This window comes from Novosphingobium panipatense (genome assembly GCF_900182875.1).
In the GTDB taxonomy this organism is placed as follows: domain Bacteria; phylum Pseudomonadota; class Alphaproteobacteria; order Sphingomonadales; family Sphingomonadaceae; genus Novosphingobium; species Novosphingobium panipatense.
This window is the reverse complement of record NZ_FXUI01000001.1, coordinates 568,772-584,944: the sequence shown is the minus strand read 5'-3', so window position 1 is coordinate 584,944 and position 16,173 is coordinate 568,772. Positions and strand designations below refer to the sequence as shown.

Annotated in this window: 11 protein-coding genes; 3 read left to right on the top strand and 8 right to left on the bottom strand. The window is 64.5% G+C overall.

The window, feature by feature from the left end:
- Positions 1–56 precede the first annotated feature (56 nt).
- From QOL62_RS02740 to QOL62_RS02710, 7 genes are all read right to left on the bottom strand, one after another.
- Complete coding sequence (locus tag QOL62_RS02740) at positions 57–2,888, bottom strand: TonB-dependent receptor (RefSeq protein WP_283405084.1); 2,832 nt, start codon at positions 2,886–2,888, stop codon at positions 57–59.
- Between the two features lie 187 nt (positions 2,889–3,075).
- Entirely contained in the window at positions 3,076–4,524 is a 1,449-nt protein-coding gene (locus tag QOL62_RS02735) for a glycoside hydrolase family 43 protein (protein ID WP_283405083.1), read from the bottom strand.
- Between the two features lie 66 nt (positions 4,525–4,590).
- Positions 4,591–5,598 (bottom strand): arabinan endo-1,5-alpha-L-arabinosidase, encoded by a 1,008-nt coding sequence (locus tag QOL62_RS02730; RefSeq protein WP_283405082.1) that lies wholly within the window; start codon positions 5,596–5,598, stop codon positions 4,591–4,593.
- Entirely contained in the window at positions 5,595–7,160 is a 1,566-nt protein-coding gene (locus tag QOL62_RS02725; protein WP_283405081.1) for an alpha-N-arabinofuranosidase, read from the bottom strand. Before QOL62_RS02725 ends, QOL62_RS02730 begins: the two co-directional genes overlap by 4 nt.
- A gap of 23 nt (positions 7,161–7,183) precedes the next feature.
- On the bottom strand, positions 7,184–8,110 hold the full coding sequence (locus tag QOL62_RS02720) for a Gfo/Idh/MocA family protein (protein ID WP_283405080.1): 927 nt from the start codon (positions 8,108–8,110) through the stop codon (positions 7,184–7,186).
- A gap of 3 nt (positions 8,111–8,113) precedes the next feature.
- Complete coding sequence (gene araD1, locus QOL62_RS02715) at positions 8,114–9,109, bottom strand: AraD1 family protein (protein WP_283405079.1); 996 nt, start codon at positions 9,107–9,109, stop codon at positions 8,114–8,116.
- Positions 9,110–9,164: 55 nt separating this feature from the next.
- Positions 9,165–10,694 carry an aldehyde dehydrogenase (NADP(+)) gene (locus QOL62_RS02710; protein WP_283405078.1) on the bottom strand — a complete coding sequence of 510 codons (1,530 nt, stop codon included), beginning with the start codon at positions 10,692–10,694 and terminating at the stop codon, positions 9,165–9,167.
- Positions 10,695–10,842: 148 nt separating this feature from the next.
- Here QOL62_RS02710 and QOL62_RS02705 point away from each other — a divergent pair, with 148 nt between their 5' ends.
- Positions 10,843–11,562 carry a FadR/GntR family transcriptional regulator gene (locus QOL62_RS02705; protein ID WP_199183751.1) on the top strand — a complete coding sequence of 240 codons (720 nt, stop codon included), beginning with the start codon at positions 10,843–10,845 and terminating at the stop codon, positions 11,560–11,562.
- Between the two features lie 105 nt (positions 11,563–11,667).
- On the opposite strand, the gene QOL62_RS02700 is transcribed toward QOL62_RS02705, so the two are convergent.
- Complete coding sequence (locus QOL62_RS02700; protein WP_283405077.1) at positions 11,668–12,978, bottom strand: sugar MFS transporter; 1,311 nt, start codon at positions 12,976–12,978, stop codon at positions 11,668–11,670.
- A 175-nt stretch (positions 12,979–13,153) separates the two neighbouring features.
- Between QOL62_RS02700 and QOL62_RS02695 the strand changes: the two genes are divergently transcribed.
- Both QOL62_RS02695 and QOL62_RS02690 read left to right on the top strand, forming a co-directional pair.
- A complete protein-coding gene (locus tag QOL62_RS02695) occupies positions 13,154–14,308 on the top strand; it encodes an aldose epimerase family protein (protein WP_283405076.1) in 1,155 nt (384 codons plus the stop codon).
- 22 nt (positions 14,309–14,330) lie between these two features.
- Positions 14,331–16,139 (top strand): IlvD/Edd family dehydratase, encoded by a 1,809-nt coding sequence (locus QOL62_RS02690; RefSeq protein WP_103727832.1) that lies wholly within the window; start codon positions 14,331–14,333, stop codon positions 16,137–16,139.
- Positions 16,140–16,173 lie beyond the last annotated feature (34 nt).

The following is a 16,173-nucleotide window of genomic DNA, read 5'->3' as shown; positions in this document are numbered from 1 at the left end:
CCTGTGCCAGCTGCGACGGAATGGCGATACCGTCACAGCTGGTCGGACAGTTCAGGTCAGTCGAACTTGAAGCGCACGCCGAGGGCGAACGTCCGGTCGAGGAGGAGCGTGCTCGAGTTCATCAGGTCGGCACCGCCGGCATCACCGTACTTGTAGTAGTTCTGCTGCTTCGACTTGGTGAGGTTCACCGCGTCGAAGGTGACGGCGATGTCTTCGTTGACGTTCAGCGTCAGCTGAAGGTCGAGGCTGTCCTCAGGCTGGCGCCACATGCCGATCGGGTTGGCGAAGGCACGGGCCTCGTTGTTGTTAAGGAAGCCCTTGCGCCAGACGTACGAGAGGCGGGCTCCGATCGGACCGCGCTCGTAGGCAAGCGTGGCGTTGTACGAGAACTTCGACACCGCGAAGAACGCCGAGCGGGTCAGCACGGTGTTACCTGCCGCGTCCGTCTCCGGGATCGTCTGCTCGGAGTCCAGGATCGTCGCGCTGCCCTGGAAGCCCAGGCCGTCGAGGATGCTCGGCAGGTACGTCGGGAAATAGGTCAGACCGATTTCCACGCCCTTGAGAACGCCGTCGGACGCGTTGGTCGGACGAGTGACCTGGAAGTAGTCGGTCGCCGTGCCGCCCATGATCGGGTTGTCCGGGATGTACTCAAGCGTGGTGAGCGGAACCACCAGACCTTCGATCTCGCGGCGGAAGGCCGTCACGTAGATCGCGCTGTTGCGCTCGAAATACCACTCCAACGCCAGGTCGTAGTTCTTCGACTCAGTCGCGCGCAGGTTCGCATTGCCTGCAGCACCGGTGCCGAAGCCCACGCCCGAGAGGTCGCCGGTCAGGCTCACGTTCGGGTTGAGGTCAGCGAAGGCGGGACGACGCAGCGTCTGGCCGTAGTTGAAGCGCACGCGCAGGTTCGGCGTGATTTCGTAGCGGGCGGTGAAGCTGGGAAGCAGCTTGACCTGGCCGGTCGAGACGCTGGTGCGCGCCATGTCGTTGTAGCGGTCGAAGTAGTTATAGTCGGTATCGATCGCCACGAGGCGGGCGCCGCCTTCGACCAGCAGGGGACGACCGAAGACCTCGACCTCGCCATCAGCCAGCAGGTAGGCCGACATGGTAACTTCGTTGATGTCGAAGACCCTGTCGAAGGACATCTGGTCCGACAGCAGCAGGGCCGGATTCACCGTCTGGTACAGCGAGCGGATGGCGTCCGCGTTCTTGTAGAGCGCCGGGCCGTTCGCCAGCACCCAGCTGGTCGGCACGTCCGCGCGGCCGTCGAAGAAGCCGCTGTTGGTGAAGGCATACTGGCTGCCGAGCGAGGCCAGGGTGCCGCCGAGCGCGCCAGCGCTCTGCTCACGCACGAAGGTGCTGGCCTTGCGGTTGTCATAGCGGAAGCCCGCCTTTACGCGGCGCAGGAAGCCCTCGTCCCAGTCGTAGTGACCGTCGAGCATGAACGTCCAGGCGCTACCCTTGGCCTTGTTGCCGTTGTCGAACAGGTCGCCCACGGTCCAGGCGTTGGGGTCGGTCAGCACTTCGGGCGTACCGAAGCTGTAGGACGGGATGCCGCCGCCGGCGTTGAAGTCGACGTCGAGGTCCAGCGGTCCACGGTTGGTGCGCATCGCGAAGAACGAGGTCTCGTTCTTGCTGTCCTGGTAAGTCAGGTCGGCGGTGATCTTGCCGCGCTCGCCCACATCCCAATCCGCGTTCAGCGCGTAAACGTAACTGTCCGTCCGGTTGGTCGCGTAATCGCCGCTGTTGAAGCCGGCAACGTCGCCCATGCGACGCGACTTGATGATGTTGGTGCCGTCGTAGAGCTCGAAGGTGTCACCCGGGTTGTCGCCCAGGCTGCCCCACCAGTCGGCATAGCTGAACATCAGCGAGTTGAAAGTGCTGCCGCGGAAGCCGGTGTAGTAGAACTCGGCGGTGTAAGTGGAGCTCTCATTCGGCGCCCACTGCAGCGCCGCGTTGACCGAAGGACGCTCGCGCTTGCCGTAGAGGTCGGAGCTGATGACCGCGTCGCGCGAGAGGTAGTACGGCACCTGGACGCCGTCGATGTTCAGCGTCGAGCCCGGCGTGGTCGGCAGGCCGGCGTTGAGTCCGGGCGTCCAGTACGGGTTGTTCGGGTCCGTGTTCGGGAAGATGCGCTGGAGCGGCGTGAGCCAGGTCCCCTCCGGCGGGTTCTCGGTGGCGAAGGGCACGAGAGCGCCCGCCTGCACGTTCTGGTTGCGGTACTTGTAACGGGTGTAGCTGGCGTTCACCAGCAGGCCGATCTCACCGATGCCGGTTTCCCAGCGATCGCTGACGAGCAGCGCGGCGTTGGGGTTCACCTCGTCCGCGAGCTCGCTGTAGATCCCGCGCGCGAGACCCGAAACGGTAAGGCCGTCGAAATCGAAGGGGCGGCGGGTCTGGACGTCGATCTGGCCGGCGAGGCCGAACTCGAGCTGGTCGGCCGAGCGCGTCTTGTAGACGTCGATCTTCTTGACGAGGTTCGCCGAGACGTCTTGCAGGGCAAAGGAGGTGCCTGCCGCCGTGAAGATGTTGCGACCATTCCAGGTGGTGACCGGATCGGGCAGGCCGCGGATCGTGATGACGGCGGCTTCACCGCCCGCACGGTCGGTCACCTGGATGCCGGTGACACGCTGCAGCGCTTCAACGACGTTATTGTCAGGCAACTTGCCCACGTCCTCGGCGACGATCGAGTCGACGATCTGGACGTTTTCCCTGCGGCTGTTGATGGCGCCGACGATCGAGGCACGCACACCCGTCACGATGATGTCTTCGGCGCTGGCTTCGGCATCGGCAGTCGCCTGCGGCGCTGCGTCCTGAGCCTGAGCAACCGAGGCAAAGCTCAGTGCGAATACAGATGCGGTGCAGAAAACGAATGGCTTGAATGCCATGGATCATCCCTCCCATGGGGGCTGGCCCATTACCATGCCCCGACACTACCCGTGCTGATTATTAGTCAGACAATTGAGGTGCAAGAGGAAATAGATGCCGCCGTGAAAAAAGATGCTGCAGTGTGACCTAGATGACGCGTAAGGTGCGGAAAACCGCGGTTTTCCGCACCTTAGGTGACCTTCTAAGTTAGTCCAGAAGCCAGGCTGCGGCCGGGTCCGAGGCAGCGGCAAGCGTGACCTTGTCTGACGAATGCGCCAGAGCACGACCGCTAAACGCCTGGCACATAAAGCGAACCGTTCCACCCGAGCTTCCCTCCTCGCGCCGGAACCGGTCGGAACCGCCGCTCGTCGCTACGGCCGATTGCGCCATGAGGCTGACCGTTCCGTCCGCTTTAGCGACCAGGCAGTGATCCGGCTTTAGGATCGGCGAAAGCCGAACGCTGCCGTCTCCCGTGGGGACGGAACGGAACTGCGTCTGCGCCAGCGGTGCACTGCCCACCAGCAGGCGCTCGCCCGCGTGGGCCAGGAACGCGGCGCGGCGCACCGCTGGAGAAAAGCGTTCCGGCAGCGGACCGTTTCCGACCGGTACGCCGAAATCCGGGCTCCCATCGGCGCCAAAATAGAGACGCTGGATGCGCGTGTGCCGATCCGGGTTGAACAGCGGATCGCCCTGGATCGCTTCGTAGTCACGGCCGTGATAGACAAGTATGTCCCTGCCCTGCTCGTCGACGGTGAAGCTGTTGTGCCCCGGACCGTAGACCGAGGTTTCCCGGCAGGTCTCGAACACTGGCTCCTGCGACTTCGTCCAGGCGCGCGCATCGAGGAGGTCCGCGCCTTCATCGACCGTCAGAAGGCCCATGCAGTAGCGGGCATCGGTGGCGCTGGCCGAATAGGTCATGAAGATGCGCCCGTTCTTGACGATAAACGCCGAACCCTCGTTCACCTTGAAGCCGCGGACCTCCCAGTCGAGCGTCGGAACCGTCAGCCGCGTCGGGGCGGAGCCCAGGGTCAGCGCATCCTTCATGCGCGCGATGTAGACGTTCGAATTGGTGTCGATGCCGGGCTCGCGCTGGGCCCAGGAGAAGTAGCGCACGCCGCGATGAGTGAAGATCGTGGAATCGAGGTTGAAGCTGTCCCAGGGCGCCTTGAACTCTCCGAGGACGGACCAGTTGCCGGTCATCGGATCCTGGCTGTCGCAGACAACCGCGAACGTGCGGATACGGAACACGTCCTCGCCCCCGCCGCTGGGCCCGGCCGCGAAGTAGACGATCCAGCGGCCGTCCACATAATGCAGTTCCGGCGCCCAGAGGAAACCGGACATCGGGCCGCTCGCCTCATGCCGCCACAGCACGCGCTCTTCCGCATTGGCCAGTCCGGCGAGCGTCCGCGAGCGACGAAGGGCAAGTCGATCGTACTCGGGTACCGAGCCGATCAGATAGTACCAGCCGTCGTCGTGGCGGAAGATCTGAGTGTCGGCCCGCTGCCGCACGAGCGGGTTCGAGGCGAGCCCGAGGCTCGACGTCGCCGCGCCCGGGCCGGGAGGGCTCGTGAAACCGGCCCGCGCATTGGGCGAACAGGCGATCGGAAGCATGGCGGCGCCAGCGGCGAAGGCGCGGCGCGAAAGCGGAAAGTTCATGGCGGTCCTCTTCCGGTTTATGGAAAAAAGGCGCCCCGGCTCAGCACCGGGGCGCCAGGGTGGGTGTCAGTATTCGGCGCCGGGCCAGCCATCCGCATCCCAGCGCAAAGGCGCGATGCGCAGGGTCGGCCGGCCGTCGGCCTGCTTGTCGTATGCGTGGTAGGCCAGGTAGGTGGTGCCATCCTTGTCGGTAAAGGCGCCTGCATGCCCCGGACCACGGAAACGCTGCTGTTCCTGCAGATCCGAGCGCAGCAGGATCGAGCCTCCGCCCATCATCATGTCGCTGCCATCCTTGCCACGGTACGGCCCCGTGATCTTCTTGGCGCGGCCCACGACCGTGTAGTAGGTGCTGTTCACGCCCTTGCAGCAGTAGTCATAGGACGCGATCAGGTAATACCAGCCACCGTGCGGTACGATGAACGGCGCTTCCACCGGCGCAGGTCCGCCCGCAGGCGCCAGGCGACGGGCGATGGAGTAAGGCTCCGCACCTTGTGCGACCTTACCGGTCTTCGGGTCCAGCGGAAACAGCTTGAGGCCACTCCAGAAGCTGCCCAGCGACAGCCAGTGTCGCCCCTCGGCGTCGACCACGAAATTAGGATCGATCGCGTTGAAGTCGTCTTCCTTGGTCGACATCACCACGAGGCCACGGTCCTTCCACTTCGCCTTCGCGCCAAGCACGGGGCTCGTCGCAAGTCCGATGGCGGAGCGGTTGGATCCGAAGGTGGAAACGGAGTAGTACAGGCGGTACTCGCCGTTCACATAGGAGATGTCGGGCGCCCATAAGCCGTCAGTGCCCGGGATGGCCTGCTTCGCCCATGCCGGGATCTGGGAGAACACCGCACCGGCATCCTTCCAGCTCTTCAGGTCCGTGGACGTCTTGATACCGATGTACTTTCCCACGGTGCTGAACACGTAATACGTGTCATCGGCGCGAATGATAACCGGGTCGTGGACCGTCAGATCACCGGAAAGCTGGGCATTCAGCGTCCCGGCGCCCTTTTCGCCTACCTGCTGGGCCTGTGCAGCGCCGGCGAAAGCCAGCGCTGCGAGACCTGTGAGAAGCAGCCCCCTCATTGCAGTTCGAGCACGACGACCGACTTGGCCGGCAACGTGACGGACAGCTGCCCGCCCTGCACCGTCGCACCCGAGAACACCGCAGGCTTGACCACCTCGGGAGCGTCGAAGGTGTTGTGCGAGTTGATCGCCGGTGCCGTCAGGATGCGGCCGGTCACGCCCGACGCACTGACGCCGTCCAGATTGATCGTCACGCTGTTCGCTGTGTTCGGGTCCAGGTTAGACAACGCAACATGTACCTTGCCATCCTTGCCACGGACAGCCGAGCCACTCACCGCCGGCATCGTGAACTGGTCCTTCGAGTACCAGGGCGACTTGATGGTGATTGGCAGCACGGTCGCGTCCTGCCAGGGCTTGTACATCTCGAAGACGTGATAGGTGGGCGTCAGCACCATCTTATTGCCTTCGGTGAAGATCATCGCCTGCAGCACGTTCACCATCTGCGCGATGGCGGTCATGCGGACGCGATCGGCATGCTTGGCGAAGATGTCGAGATGCACCGACGCAATCAGGGCGTCACGCAGGGTGTTCTGCTGGCGCAGGAATCCCGGGTGCGTGCCTGGATCCTGAGCGTACCACGAACCCCACTCGTCCACGGCAAGGAAGACGCGCTTCTCGGGATCGTACTTGTCCATGATGGCCGAATGTTTGGTGATCAGCTCGTCCATCTTGCGGGCGCCGTTCAGCGCATCGGCCCAGCCGTTCTCGTCGAAGTCCACGGCGGGTGCACGCGGGGGCCAGCCACCGGCTGGGTGCACGTAGTAGTGGAGTGAGACGCCGTCGAGCTGCGGCGCCGCGACGCGCATCATCGTCTCCGTCCAATTGTAGTCATCGACGTTGGCGCCAGCGGCGATCTTCAGAATCTTGGTGCCCGCCGGAGCCTTGATGAAGGTCGCGTAACGGCGCGTCTCGTCCGCAGCGAACTCCGGACGCATGTTGCCGCCGCAGCCCCACAATTCGTTGCCGACACCGAAGTACTTGACCTTCCACGGTTCCTTATGGCCATTCCTGGCGCGCTCATCCGCGAGCGAACCGGCCGGAGAGGTCATGTACTCGACCCACTCGGCCATCTCTCGCGGAGTTCCGTTGCCGACGTTACCGGCGACGTAGGCTTCCGCGCCCACCTGGCGGATGAGCTCGAAGAACTCGTGCGTACCCACAGTGTTCGGCTCGGTCACGCCGCCCCAGTGCGTGTTGATCTTGACCGGCCGCTTCGACTGCGCGCCGATGCCTTCGCGCCAGTTGTACTCGTCCGCAAAGCAGCCGCCGGGCCAGCGAATAACGGGAACCGACAGGTCCCGAAGCGCGCTTACGACGTCGTTGCGGAAGCCGTTCGTGTTCGGGATCTTGCTGTTCTTGCCGACCCAGAGGCCGCCATAGATCCCGGTGCCGAGGTGCTCGGCGAACTGAGTGAAGATTTCCTTCTGGTAGACCGGACCCGGCTTGGAAGCCTCGATCGTGGCTGTGGTCGGCTGACCGTTGGTGTCGGCCTGGACCGGCACCGAGAGAGCCGTCGCCGCCATCAGCATGGCGAGCGACGTGCGGCGGATAGTTTTCATCATTTCATACCCCTCCCTAGGGATGATCAATCGTGGAATTCGTCGACAACCTTGCGGTGTCCGCGCAGGAACGCGTCGGCCACGAGCCGAAGCGGGGAAACGTCCACATCGCTGCGGCCACCCCGGATGAGATTGGCAAACCGCGCGTAGAGGCCCGGATACTCCATGTCCTCGTTATGCTCGGTTCCGCTCGGCAGCGTCAGCACCGCGCCCCCGTTTGACAGCTTCAGCGTGCCCGCGTCGGTTTCGACCACGATGTCCCACGATTGCGGGCCCGTTTGGCGCCAGTCGAGGTCCATGTGAATGGGCGCACCGGCCGTGTTGCAGAACTGAATATCCGCAGCGATCGGCGCCGCCCGGTTCGCGGGGATCTCCAGCGTTGCCGTCTTCAGGAACATCGGACGCGGCAGGATGTGCGTGACGATCGAAAGGGCGTTGATGCCCGGATCGAAGACGCCGAGACCACCGGGCTGCCAGATCCAGGCCTGACCCGGGTGCCATACGCGCACGTCTTCGCGCCAGACGATGGAGACCTTCTCGATTCGCCGTTCGGCCAGCCACGCCCGGGCCGGGGCAACCCCTGCGGCAAAGCGCGAGTGCCAGGCCGCGAACAGCGTCACCCCGACATTCTCGGCCCGGCTCGACAGCGCGGCGACTTCGGCCAGCGTGGCGCCCGGGGGCTTTTCAAGGAACACATGCATGCCCTTGCGAAGAGCCTGCACCGCCAGATCGTAGCGCACCTGCGGCGGCGTGCAGAGAGCCACCGCGTCGATAGCCGGGCCGTTCTCGATCAGCTCTTCCAGGCTCTTCGCGTGGGGAATACCCTCGACGCCCGGATCATGCGGGCTGACCGTGGCAGCCAGGCTGAACGCCTTGTTGCCGGCTATGGCCGGCAGGTGCTGGTCGCGGGCGATCTTGCCCACGCCCACCACGGCAATACGGATCGGATCCATCGCTCAGAGCGCCTTGACCGAGACCGCACGTTCCTGCGCGCGCACCAGCCTGTTGGCGACGGGCAGCGTGAACGGCGCGGCCGAGATCTGGAACACGTCGCCTTCCTCGGTCTGCACGCCATCCGCGAAGGACAGCGTCGCTGTGCCGAAGAAGTGCACGTGCACGTCACCGGGGCGGCGGAACAGGTCGTACTTGAAGTGATGATGCTCGAGGTTGTCGAAGCTGTGGGACATGTTGCCTTCGCCGGAGAGGAAAGGCTTTTCCCAGATCGTTTCGCCGCCACGCAGGATCTTGCAGGTACCTTCGATGTGCGAGGGCGGCGTGCCAAGCAGCAGTTCCGCCCCGAGAGCCGCCTGCCGCAGCTTGGAATGAGCGAGCCACAGATAGTTGTGGCGCTCGGTCACGTGGTCCGAGAACTCGTTCGCAAGAGCAAGGCCGAGGCGGTAAGGGGTGCCGTCTTCACCGATGAGGTAGATACCGGCCAGTTCCGGCTCTTCCCCGCCGTCCTTGGCGAAGCTGGGCATCGCAAGGTCGTCGGTCGGTCCGACGAGCTGCGAACCGTCGCCCTTGTAGAACCACTCCGGCTGCTGGCCGATTTCACCCGCCGCCGGCTTGCCGCCCTCGAGGCCTTCGAGGAACATGCGCATGGAATCGGTCACATGCTCACCCGCTTCCGCGGCCTTGTGCATCTTGTCGCGCCCTTCGGCGGAACCGAGGTGCGTGAGGCCGGTGCCGGCAAGCAGGAGGTGTGCGCCATCCTCGTGGTCGATCGGGGCAAGCAGACGCCCGGCCGCGAATTCGGCAGCGATGTCCACCGCCTCGCCCTGCCCCGCCGCCTTCGCGGCTTCGGCAAGGGTGTGGCCCGAAGCAATCGCGCCCAGCGCGAGTTCGCGAACGCTGGCAACGCCGGGAAGGAAATGAGCGGCCTCGCCTTCGGCAAGGATGACCGAACGCACGCCATCGGCGCTCAGATGCTGGAGCAGTCGAAGATAAGACATGTAACTCTCCCAACGCGGCGCGCCTTCTTCAGGACGCGCCGCGAGGTTGGCTGGATCAGTTGAGGGTAAGCTTGCCGTCGATCAGGCGCGGAGCGCCGTCGCCGAAGGCATCGTCACGCAGTTCTGCGGGCAGCAGGCCCTGCGCAAGATTCTGGTAGCTCACGGGACGCAGGAAGCGGTCGATCGCCAGGCTGCCGACCGACGTGGTACGCGGGTCGGAGGTCGAGGGGAACGGGCCACCATGCACCATGGCATGCGATACTTCGACACCGGTCGGCCAGCCGTTGGCGAGGATACGACCGACCTTGCGCTCAAGCACCGGAAGCAGGCGCGAAGCCGTGCCTTCGTCGGCGTCGTCCATGTGCAGCGTTGCGGTGAGCTGCCCTTCGAGACCTTCGAGAACCGCAAGCAGTTCGCCCTCGTCCTTGCAGCGCACGATCACCGAGGACGCGCCGAAGACTTCATCGCCCATGGCCTTGTCGGCAAGGAACTTCTCGGCCGTCGTCTGGAACAGGACGGCGCCGCCGCAGGTGGTGGAGCCCAGTTCGCCTTCGGCCAGCTTCTCGACGCCCGGAAGCGCCGACAGGGTCTGCACGCCCTTGGCATAGGCCGAAGCGATGCCGGTGGTCAGCATCGTCTGGCGCTTGGCACCCGAGACGCCGGCCGAGGCTGCGGAGACGAACGCGTCCAGGCCGTCGCCTTCGACGGCGAGGATCAGGCCCGGGTTGGTGCAGAACTGCCCGGCACCCATCGTGAGCGAGCCCACGAATGCCGCACCAAGCGCCTCGCCGCGCGCCTTCAGCGCTTCGGGAAGGAGCACGACAGGGTTGATGCTCGACATTTCGGCATAGACCGGGATCGGCACTTCACGTGCCTGAGCAAGCTTGACGAGAGCCAGACCGCCCGCACGCGAACCGGTGAAGCCAACCGCCATGATCCGCGGATCCTGGACGAGCGCGGCGCCGAGTTCATTGGACGGACCGACGAGGTGCTGAAACACGCCTTCGGGCAGGCCCGCATCCCTGACGGCCTTGGTGATGGCGGCGGCGATGAGGCTGCCGGTGATCGGATGAGCCGGATGGCCCTTCACCACCACCGGGCAACCGGCGGCCAGCGCCGATGCCGTATCACCCCCCGCAGTCGAGAACGCGAGCGGGAAGTTCGAAGCACCGAACACCGCGACGGGGCCGACTGCGATCATGCGCAGACGCAGGTCAGGACGCGGCAGGGGCGCGCGATCGGGCATGGCGGGATCAATGCGGATCTGCTGCCACTGGCCCTTGCGAACGACATCGGCGAACAGACGAAGCTGGCCCACGGTGCGACCCCGCTCACCTTCACCGCGTGCGCGCGGCAGGCCGCTTTCGGCGGTGTAGGCTTCGATCAGCGGCTCACCAATGGCAAGGATTTCCTCAGCGATTCGCTCAAGGAACGCCGCGCGCGTCTCGCGGTCGGTCGCGCGGTACGTGTCGAAGGCAGCAGCCGCTGCTTCGCAGGCAGCCGCCACGTCTGCCGGAGTGCTGATGGCGATGGGATCGCCGTGAGCTTCGCCGGTGGCAGCGTTGATGGATCGGAATTCGGTCATTTGCAGGCTCCCTATTTACTCCGACATATTCTGTGTAGGACAGAAAGGCAATGTTTGTCGTTCCTTCGAATGGCAACCACTGTTAGTTTCCCTGCAGGAGGAGTTGCCGACAGTGCCAGATGTTGAATTTTCAAACAGCGAAGCGAACATGAAACCAGGTGAAGAGGCTCGGGGACCGGGGCGACGCCTGCACGGAGCGATCGCGCACAAGCTGGGGACGGCCATCTTGTCAGGCAAATATGCTCCTGGCGACATCCTTTCCGGCGAAGTGGCCTTTTCGGAGGAGCTACAGGTGTCGCGCAGCGCCTACCGGGAGGCGATACAGGTCCTCTCCGCGAAGGGCCTTGTGGCGAGCAGACCCAAGGCGGGCACCCGCGTCCTGCCTCGCGACCGGTGGAACCTGCTCGACCCGGAAGTACTCGGCTGGGCCTTTGCCGCCGAGCCTGACATCGAATTTGTCCGCAGCCTTTTCGAACTGCGCGCCATTGTCGAACCGGCAGCCGCCCGCCTCGCCGCCCAGCGCCGCGACAAGGCGGATCTCAAGGCGATGAAGGACGCACTCACCGCGATGCGCCGCCACACCCTGACGACAGAGGCCGGGCGCGCCGCCGACCGGGATTTCCACAAGGCCATCCTTCAAGCGACCCGCAACGACGCCCTGCTCGTTCTCAGTGCATCGATCGGCGCGGCCGTGAACTGGACGACGCAGTTCAAGCAGCGCGCCCGCGCCCTGCCCCGCAACCCGATCCCCGACCACGTCCGCGTTTACGACGCCATCGCCGCGGGTGACAGTGCCGCAGCCGCGGAGGCTATGAACGCGCTCGTGGATCTCGCGCTCGAGGACACGAGGAGTTCGATGGAGGACTGACGCCAAGGCGCTCAACTCACCAGGCACCACTTCCGCAGGCAACGAAAAAGGCCCCGGCGAAAATCTCGCCGGGGCCTTTTCCCGTGCACTGCCGAGGCAGGCCGCTTATTCGGCGGCTTGCAGTTCAGGCAGGGCGTTTGTCGGCTTGCTGCCCCACAGGGCGTAGAACAGGACGTAGAGTTCGCAGGCCGCCGTGAGGAGGAACGACGTCTGCAGCCCGTAGCTGTCGGCAAGCCAGCCCTGCACCACGACCAGCGCACCGCCGGCGATCGCCATGACGAGCAGACCCGAACCTTCTTCCGTCAGCGGACCCAGGCCCTTGATGCCAAGGGTGAAGATGGTGGGGAACATGATCGAGTGGAACAGGCCCACCAGGATCAGCGCCCACATCGCGACGGGACCGGTCGTGAAGACAGTGACCAGCATGACGACGAACGCGCCGATCGAGAAGCAGGCCAGGACCTTGGCTGCGTCGAAGCGCTGCATGATCGCTGACCCGGCAAAGCGGCCAACCATCATTCCGCCCCACAGGAACGTCAGGTACTTGCCGGCCTGCTCATGCGTGAGGTTGGCGATCTCGGGCTGGCTGACGAAGTTCACGAAGAGGTTGGCAACGCCGATCTCAGCGATCAGGTAAATGAAGATCGCAGGAACGCCCCACACGAGGTTGCGGTGATTCCACAAGGAATGCTTCTTGCGCTCCTCCTTCGCGAGGCGCGAGTTTGCCGAACCCATCGCCGGAAGCGGGAACTTTGCGATGACCACGGCCAGCACCACCAGCGCTGCTGCCACGAGCCCATAAGGCAGGATGACCGACTGCGCGTCAGCGAGGCGCTCGGCTTCGGTCAGCACGGTTCCTGCCGTCGACGTGCCACCTTTCGAGCGGCCGAGGATGAGATAGGCGCCAAACAGCGGGGCCAGCATCGTACCGGCCGAGTTCAGGGCCTGCACGAGGTTGAGGCGAGACGACGCCGTCTCCGGCTTGCCGACCACCGCGACATAGGGGTTGGCCGCCACCTGCAGCAGCGTGATACCGCTTGCGATGACGAAAAGCATCAGCAGCGTCACGCCATAGGACGGAATGCTTGCCGCGAGCATCATGCCCAGCGCGCCGGCAGCCATGACCAGAAGGCCGGTGACCAGCGACTTCTGATACCCGATGCGCTCGATCAGCTTGGCGGAAGGAATGGAAGCAACGAAGTACGCGATGAACCACACCGACTCGATCAGCGTGGTTTGCGTGTAGGTCAGCTCGAACACGCTGCGCAGATGCGGCAGTAGCGTGTTGTTGATGACGGTTATGAAGCCCCACATGAAGAACAGGCTGGCGAGCAGCGCAAGCGCCGGCCCATAGCGGACGCCTGCCGCAGGAGTGTGGACGACGGGGGCGTCTCCGGACGAGACCACTGGCGGCATGTTATTCCTCTCGTAAACCGAGCCGATCTGACGGCGTGCCAGCCACACTTCAGCAAACCGGCTTGCGCTCTTTCTATTTGTCGGACTATATGCCGAGCAGCACGCCGTCAATGGCTACGGCGCGAACACTATTCAGAAAACGTGAATCACGCAGAAGCAAGCGGGAGCTAAGGGAATGAGGAATACGGTCAAGGGCATCGTATTGACAGCGGCGTCGTCGCTGACGCTTGCAGTGGCAGCGAACCCGGCACTCGCAGTCGAGGCGACCCAGGCTCCTGCAGGCGCGCTCTCGGACGGAAAGGCGGTGACGGCGGTCACTCTCAAGGCGGAAAACGGCGTCTCCGCCACGATCCTGACGTTCGGCGCCACCCTGTGGAAGCTCGACGTGCCGGACCGCAACGGCAAGGTGGCCGACGTGCTGCTTGCCTACGACAAGATCAGCGATTTCGAGACGCGTCCCAACTATTGGGGTGCAACCATCGGCCGGTACGGCAATCGCATCGCCGAAGGTCGGTTCACGCTGGACGGCAAGACCTACCAGCTCCCGGGCAATGACAACGGGCAGTCGCTGCACGGCGGCGGCAAGGGCTTCGATGTCCAGAACTGGAAGCTGGAATCGGTGAAGTCCGGTAAGGTCGCAACTGCGGTCTTCTCGCTGGTCAGCCCCGATGGCGACTCGGGTTATCCGGGCACCCTCAGGACCAAGGTCACTTATTCGCTGGACGAGGCGGGCAACCTCAAGATCGTCTTCGATGCAACGACCGACAAGCCGACCGTGCTTAACATGACCAACCACGCCATCTTCAACATGGCGGGTGAGGGTTCGGAGCGCGATGCGATGACCAACGTGCTGACGATCCCGGCAAGCGCGTACACGCCGGTTACCGAAAAGCTGATCCCGACCGGCGAACTGCGCCGCGTCGAGGGCACTCCCTTCGATTTCCGTAAGGGCAAGCCGGTGGCGATGGGTCTTCGTGACGGCACGGACCAGCAAATCGTCTATGGGCGGGGCTTCGACCACAACTTCGCGCTCGACAAGGGCGTGACGAAGACGCCTGAACTGGCCGCCCGCCTGGAAGATCCCGCCTCGGGACGCGTTCTCGAAGTGCTGACGACCGAGCCTGGCATCCAGTTCTATTCGGGCAACTTCCTCGATGGCACGTACATCGGCAAGCAGGGCCACCTCTACCGTATGGGCGACGGCATCGCGCTCGAGCCGCAGCGGTTCCCTGACTCGCCCAATCACCCGAACTTCCCTTCCACGCGCGTCGATCCCGGCAAGCCGTACCGGCACGTCATGATCTACCGCGTCACCACCAACCCGCGTTGAACCAGAGCGAAACGAACACTCCATGACCGACACGAAACCTGAAGCCTCTGGTCGCAAGCTGCGTTCCCGCGCGTGGTTTGACAATCCCGACAACATCGACATGACCTCGCTCTACCTGGAGCGTTACCTGAACTTCGGCCTCAGCCTTGAGGAACTGCGTTCGGGCAAGCCGATCATCGGCATCGCCCAGTCGGGCAGCGATCTGTCGCCCTGCAACCGCCATCACCTGGTGCTGGCCGAGCGTATCCGTGAAGGCATTCGCGAAGCGGGCGGCATCGCGCTGGAATTCCCGGTTCACCCGATCCAGGAAACCGGCAAGCGCCCGACCGCCGGTCTGGACCGCAACCTGTCGTACCTCGGTCTCGTCGAGGCGATGTACGGCTACCCGCTCGATGGCGTCGTGCTGACGACCGGCTGCGACAAGACCACGCCGGCAATGCTGATGGCAGCCGCGACGGTGAACATCCCCGCGATCGCCCTGTCCGTGGGCCCGATGCTGAACGGCTGGCACAAGGGCGAACGTACCGGTTCGGGCACCATCGTGTGGAAGGGTCGCCAGATGATGGCGGCGGGCGAACTGGATGCGGACGGCTTCATCAAGCTCGTCGCCTCGTCGGCACCCTCGACCGGCTACTGCAACACGATGGGCACGGCGACGACGATGAACTCGCTTGCCGAAGCGCTTGGCATGATGCTGCCCGGCTCGGCGGCGATCCCGGCACCCTACCGCGACCGTCAGGAATGCGCCTATCACACCGGCAAGCGCATCGTCGACATGGTGCACGAAGACCTGAAGCCTTCGGACGTCCTGACGCTCGAGGCGTTCCACAACGCCATCGTGGTGAACGCCGCCATCGGCGGGTCGACCAACGCGCCGATCCACCTGGCCGCAATCGCGCGCCATATCGGCGTGGACCTCCCGCTCAAGGATTGGGAAACCTACGGCCACAAGATCCCGCTGCTGGTGAACCTGCAACCGGCCGGCGAGTACCTGGGCGAGGATTACTACCGGGCCGGGGGCGTACCGGCCGTTGTGGCGCAGCTGATCGGCCAGGGCCTGATCAAGGAAGGCGCCATGACCGTCAACGGCAAGACGATCGGCGACAACTGCCGCGATGCCACGATCGAGGACGACAAGGTCATCAAGACCTTCGACACGCCTCTGGTCGAGGAGGCCGGCTTCCTGGTGCTCTCGGGCAACCTGTTCGACGCCGCGATCATGAAGACCAGCGTGATCTCGGATGAGTTCCGCACGCGCTATCTGTCGAACCCGGAAGATCCGGACGCATTCGAAGGCCCCGCCGTCGTGTTCGACGGGCCGGAGGACTACCATCACCGCATCGATGATCCGGCGCTCGGCATCACGCCCGAAACGCTGCTCTTCATGCGCGGCGCCGGCCCGATCGGTTATCCGGGTGCGGCGGAAGTGGTGAACATGCGTCCGCCAGCTTACCTCATCACCGAGGGCGTCAGCGCCCTGCCCTGTATCGGCGATGGTCGCCAGTCCGGTACTTCGGGCAGCCCGTCCATCCTCAATGCCTCGCCAGAGGCGGCGGCGATGGGTGGCTTGGCACTGCTCGAAACGGGCGACCGGGTACGCATGGACCTCAAGAAGGGCCGCGTGGACGTGCTCATCTCGGATGAGGAACTGGCCGCGCGCCGTGCCGCTCTGGAGGCCGCTGGCGGCTACAAGTACCCCGCCTCGCAGACGCCGTGGCAGGAAATCCAGCGTGCGCTCGTCGGCCAGATGGACACCGGGGCCATTCTGGAAGGCTCGGAAAAGTACCAGCGGATCGCGCAGACCATGGGTCTGCCCCGCGACAACCACTAAGCCTGCGAGTACCCCTCCTCTGCGGCCCGGAGCC